This is a genomic window from Streptomyces sp. WELS2, assembly GCF_013870595.1.
GTDB lineage: Bacteria > Actinomycetota > Actinomycetes > Streptomycetales > Streptomycetaceae > Streptomyces.
This window is the reverse complement of sequence record NZ_JACBWZ010000436.1, coordinates 1-5,258: the sequence shown is the minus strand read 5'-3', so window position 1 is coordinate 5,258 and position 5,258 is coordinate 1. Positions and strand designations below refer to the sequence as shown.

The 5,258-nt window shown below is 72.0% G+C and carries 5 protein-coding genes; 1 reads left to right on the top strand and 4 read right to left on the bottom strand.

Annotation, left to right across the window (positions count from 1 at the left end; genetic code table 11):
* The 4 genes from mptB to H5J33_RS22580 all read right to left on the bottom strand — a co-directional run.
* Window positions 1–520: polyprenol phosphomannose-dependent alpha 1,6 mannosyltransferase MptB (gene mptB, locus H5J33_RS22595; protein WP_181796736.1), on the bottom strand; the 520-nt coding region annotated here is incomplete at its 3' end.
* Window positions 521–661: 141 nt separating this feature from the next.
* Window positions 662–1,600: a glutaminase gene (locus tag H5J33_RS22590; RefSeq protein ID WP_181796735.1), complete on the bottom strand. Its 939-nt coding sequence runs from the start codon at window positions 1,598–1,600 to the stop codon at window positions 662–664.
* A 50-nt stretch (window positions 1,601–1,650) separates the two neighbouring features.
* Window positions 1,651–3,060, bottom strand: a complete 1,410-nt coding sequence (gene aspA / locus H5J33_RS22585; protein WP_181796734.1) for an aspartate ammonia-lyase — start codon at window positions 3,058–3,060, stop codon at window positions 1,651–1,653.
* Between the two features lie 227 nt (window positions 3,061–3,287).
* Window positions 3,288–4,367: a GTP-binding protein gene (locus tag H5J33_RS22580; RefSeq protein WP_181796733.1), complete on the bottom strand. Its 1,080-nt coding sequence runs from the start codon at window positions 4,365–4,367 to the stop codon at window positions 3,288–3,290.
* A 216-nt stretch (window positions 4,368–4,583) separates the two neighbouring features.
* Here H5J33_RS22580 and H5J33_RS22575 point away from each other — a divergent pair.
* The coding region (locus H5J33_RS22575; protein WP_181796732.1) for a citrate synthase at window positions 4,584–5,258 on the top strand (675 nt) is incomplete at its 3' end.

Genomic DNA, 5,258 nt, shown 5'->3' with positions numbered 1-5,258 from the left:
CTGCCGCACTGCCGAGCAGGCCGGCGGGCAGCTCGCCGTGGGTCAGCCCGGACAGGGCCGCGGCCAGGCCCAGGAAGGCGGGGCCGTAGGGGGCGGCGGTGTGCCGCCACATCGGGGCGACCTCGTCGGCGAGCGGGCCGCCGAGCCGGTCCGGGCCGTGGGCGTAGACGTCCATGTGGGCGTCGGCCATGGCGCCCTGGGCGAGGTAGCTGTAGACGTCCCGGCTGAACAGCGGGGGTGCGAGCAGCAGCGGGGCCGCCCAGAGGACCAGGACGAGCAGCAGGGCGCGCGGGGTGGGCGGGCGCGGGCCGCGTACCAGCCGGCCCAGGAACAGCCAGGCCGCCGTCAGCAGGACGATGCCGAAGTACACCCCGACCAGGCCGAGGGCCGCGTGCACCGAGGCGGGCGCCCACAGTTCCCGGACCGGCAGGGCGCCGGCCGTCTCGCCGCCGAGCGCGAGGAAGGCGGTGCCGGCCAGGCCCAGGGCCTGGCAGTGGCGGAGGTCGACGGGGAATGCCATGACCAACACCGGGGCAGCGTGGCAACGCCGGGTGGCCGGTGGGCGACGCCGGTCCTGCCGGGCGGGAGCGGATGTGTGACCGGCAGGGGACGGGGCGGCCGGTGACGTGTGCGTCCGGCGGGTGCCGGACGTGTCCCCGGCTCAGAAGATCGACAGGCCGGTGAGTGTGGTGAAGCGGTCCAGGGCCGCCACCCCGGCGACGGAGTTGCCGCGTTCGTCCAGGCCCGGGCTCCACACGCACAGCGTGCACCGGCCCGGTACGACGGCGATGATGCCGCCGCCCACCCCGCTCTTGCCGGGCAGGCCCACCCGGTAGGCGAAGTTGCCGGCCGCGTCGTAGGTGCCGCAGGTCAGCATGATCGCGTTGACCTGCTTGGCCTGGCTGCGGCTGAGCAGCCGGCTGCCGTCGGCTCGGATGCCGTGCCGGGCGAGGAAACCGGTGGCGAGGGCCAGGTCGGCGCAGGAGGCGGCGATCGAGCACTGCCGGAAGTACTGGTCGAGCAGGACGGGTATGTCGTTGTCGATGTTGCCGTAGGACGCCATGAAGTGCGCGAGGGCGGCGTTGCGGTCGCCGTGCGCGGCCTCGGAGGCGGCCACCTCCGTGTCGAAGTCCAGGGCGGGGTTGCCGCTCTCGGCGCGCAGGAAGTCCAGCAGTTCGCCGGCCGCGTCCCCGGTACGGGTCTGCAGCCGGTCGGTGACGACGAGGGCGCCCGCGTTGATGAACGGGTTGCGCGGGATGCCGTTCTCGTACTCCAGCTGGACCAGCGAGTTGAACGGGTTGCCGGAGGGCTCGCGGCCCACGTGCTCCCAGAGTTCGTCGCCCTCCCGGGCCAGGTCCAGGGCGAGGGTGAAGACCTTGGTGATGGACTGGGCGGAGAACGGCTCGAGCCAGTCCCCCACCCCGTACACCGTGCCGTCCGGCTCGGCGACGGCCATGCCGAAGCTGCGCGGGTCGCGGGCGGCGAGGGCGGGGATGTAGTCGGCGGGACGGCCGCGCCCGGGCGTGTGGCCGATCTCCTCGGCTATGCGCTCCAGGACCGGCAGGAAGGTGGCGGACGACGTCGTTGTCATGATCACCATTGTGCCTCCCGGCCGGTTCCCGAGCCTTGTCGAGGTGGTGTTATCGCAGGTCAGGCAGCCGGTGCGCCGCTGCCCGCGACGATCTCCGGGCGCAGCAGCTCGGCCAGCCGGCCGGCCGGCAGCAGGCCCTTCTCCAGCACCAGTTCGGCCACACCGCGGCCGGTGGCGAGGGCCTCCTTGGCGATGTCTGTCGCGGCCGTGTAGCCGATGTGCGGGTTGAGCGCGGTGACCAGGCCGATGGAGTTCTCCACGGTCGCGCGCAGCCGCTCGGTGTTGGCGGTGATGCCGGAGACACAGCGCTCGGCCAGCGTGCGGCAGGCGCTCTGCAGATGCGTGATCGACTTCGACAGGGAGTGCAGGATGATCGGCTCGAAGGCGTTGAGCTGGAGCTGTCCGGCCTCGGCGGCCATGGTGATGGCGACGTCGTTGCCGATCACCTCGAACGCGACCTGGTTGACCACCTCGGGGATGACCGGGTTGACCTTGCCCGGCATGATCGACGAACCGGCCTGCACCGGCGGCAGGTTGATCTCGCCGAGGCCCGCGCGCGGACCGGAGGACAGCAGGCGCAGGTCGTTGCAGCTCTTGGAGAGCTTGACCGCGATCCGCTTCAGGACGCCGGACATCTGGACGAAGGCGCCGCAGTCCTGGGTGGCCTCGACCAGGTTGGCCGCGGTGACCAGCGGAAGGCCGGTGATGGCGGACAGATGGCGGCGGGCGGCCTCGGCGTACCCGGCGGGCGCGTTGAGGCCGGTGCCGATGGCCGTGGCGCCGAGGTTGATCTCGTGGATCAGCTCGACGGCCTCGGCGAGACGGCTGCGGTCCTCCTCGATCATGACGGCGAACGCGGAGAACTCCTGACCCAGCGTCATGGGTACCGCGTCCTGCAACTGTGTACGGCCCATCTTGAGCACGTCACGGAACTCGACGGCCTTGCGGGCGAAGGCGTCCTGGAGTACGGACATCGCTTTGAGCAGTCCACGTACCGCGAAGACCGTCGCTATCTTGACGGCGGTCGGGTAGACGTCATTGGTTGACTGGCTCAGGTTGACATCCTCGTTGGGATGCAGATGCGTGTACTGGCCCTTGGCGTGGCCGAGCAGTTCCAGCGCGCGGTTGGCCACGACCTCGTTGGCGTTCATGTTGGTGGACGTGCCGGCGCCGCCCTGGACGACGTCCACCACGAACTGGTCGTGCAGCTTCCCGGCGCGGATCTCGCGGCAGGCGGCGACGATCGCGGCGGCCTTCTCGGGCGCGAGCAGACCGAGTTCCTCGTTGGCGAGGGCGGCGGCCTCCTTGACGGCGGCCAGGGCGTCGATCAGGTGGGGGTAGGCGGAGATCGGGGTGCCGGTGATGGGGAAGTTCTCCGTCGCGCGCAGGGTGTGGATGCCCCAGTACGCGTCGGCGGGGACGTCACGGTCGCCGAGCAGGTCGTGCTCGCGGCGGATGGCGGCGGTCATGAGGGTGCGGGTCTCCTTCTGGAGTGCGGGGTCCGGCGGGACTGGGGTCTGTCGTTCGGATCAGGTCGCGAGGCGTCGGCGGCGCCCCGTCATGCCGGTGAGCGGGGCCTGGTACGTGCGGATGCAAGGCGGAGGAGGGCGGCACCGCGGAGCGTCGACCACCGACGACAACGCCGCGGATGTGCGTGCCGTGCCCCGCGTCCGCGGCGTGAGCCGAACGACACACCCTAGGCGGGCGGCTCCTCCACGACGGCGTCCGCCTCGTCCGGTCCCTGTACGTACCGCAGGACGCCCCACATGCCGTGCTCGTCGGCGTGCGGGGCGTCGTTCCCGCAGTCGTCCAGCTCCTTGCGGAGCGCGTCCGCGTCGATGCCGGAGCCGATCAGCACGAGCTGGGTGAGGCGCTCGTCGCCGGGCGCCCAGGGTTCCGGGTAGAAGCGCAGGAACCGGCCGACGGCGTGCACGGCGTAGCGGTTGACCGCGTCGTACGGCCCGAAGTCGACGTAGCCCTTGATCCGGTACAGCCCCTCGGGCCGACTGTCCAGGAACCGCATGAGCCGCCGGGGTTCCAGGGGGACCGCGGAGCTGAAGGACAGGCTGTCGTAGCCGGTGTGCAGGTGCCCGGCGTGGTCCGGGTCGTCGTGGTCGTGCAGGTCGTCGAAGGACAGCTGGCCGACGCGCTCCTCGCTGGGCCGGCAGTCGAAGAGGAACTCGGGGTCGATCCGCCCGTAGGTGACGGGGACGACGGCCGCGCGGTCGGTGAGCGAACGGACGAGCCCGAGGATCCGGTCCGCGTCGCCGGCGCGGTCGAGTTTGTTGACGACGACCAGGTCCGCGAGGGCGAGGTGCCGGTCGATCTCCGGGTGCTTCGCGCGCGTGTCGTCGAACTCGGCGGCGTCGACCACCTCGACGAGACCGCCGTAGACGATGCCCGGGTGCTCGCTGGCGAGGAGCATGCGCACGAGTTCCTGCGGCTCGGCCAGCCCGCTGGCCTCGATGACGATCACATCGATGCCGGCGGCGGGCGCGGCGAGCCGGTCCAGGTACAGATCGAGTTCGCCGGCGTCCACGGCGCAGCACAGGCAGCCGTTGCCGAGAGAGACCGTCGAGTCGCCGAGGGCGCCGGCGACGGCCATGGCGTCGATCTCGATGGCTCCGAAGTCGTTGACGATGGCCCCGATGCGGCTGCCTCCGCTGCGGTGCAGCAGATGGTTGAGGAGCGTGGTCTTCCCGGAGCCCAGGAAACCGGCGAGTACGACGACCGGGATCTGCCGCGGGCTGCCGCCGCTTGCCAAGCTGTTCCCCAACGGGCGACCTCTCAGACGTACCAGCGCGCACCGGCTCACCGCCCGGTGCGCGGACGGGCATGGACGGAGGGTCCAGGATACGAGCGGCCCGGCACCGGCTCATGGCCCGCGTACCCCTACGTGATCGGCCGGTCAACAGGTGAGGGTCATTGGATCAACGTTGCCTGGGTCAATGTTCGCCCATCAACATGTGCAGAGACGGCTACGGTGACCCCCATGCGCGATCACGACACCGCTCCCCACCGCCCCGGGCGCAGGCTGACCACCAGGGAGACCGCCGAACTGCTCGGCGTGAAGCCCGAGACGGTCTACGCGTATGTGAGCCGCGGCCTGCTCAGCAGCAGACGCGAGCCCGGCGGCCGGGCCAGCACCTTCGAGGCCGGGGAGGTCGAGGCGCTCGCCCGCCGCCACCGCCGGGAGGCCGCCGGGACTCCGGGCTCCGGCGGCGAACTGTCCGTCCGGACCCGCATCACGCTGATCGAACACGACCGGTACTACTACCGCGGCGTCGACGCCATCGAGCTGGCCGCCCGCCACTCCTACGAGGAGGTCGCGGAGTGGCTGTGGACCGGCCGGCCCGCGCCGGGGGCCGCCTTCACCGCGCCCGAGGCCACCGTGGAGGTCGCCCGGCGCGCGGTGGACGCGCTGTCCGAACACGCCTCCCCCGTCGACCGGCTGCGGGTGGCGGCGATCGCCGCGGCGGCCGAGGACCCGCTGCGCTTCGACCTGTCCGAGGAGGCCGTCCTGCACACGGCGCGCACCCTCATCCCCACCCTCGTCGCCGCGCTGCCGCCGGTCGGGTACGACCACGAGGACGACGGCCCGCTGGCGCACCGCCTGTGGGGCCGGCTGACCGGCCGTCCGGCCGACGAGACCTCCCTGCGCGTCCTG

What these genes read in the sequence shown, in the direction of transcription:
- aspA (WP_181796734.1), bottom strand. Translation starts at nt 3,060, where the DNA reads ATGACCGCCGCCATCCGCCGCGAGCACGACCTGCTCGGCGACCGTGAC.
- H5J33_RS22590 (WP_181796735.1), bottom strand. Translation starts at nt 1,600, where the DNA reads ATGGTGATCATGACAACGACGTCGTCCGCCACCTTCCTGCCGGTCCTG.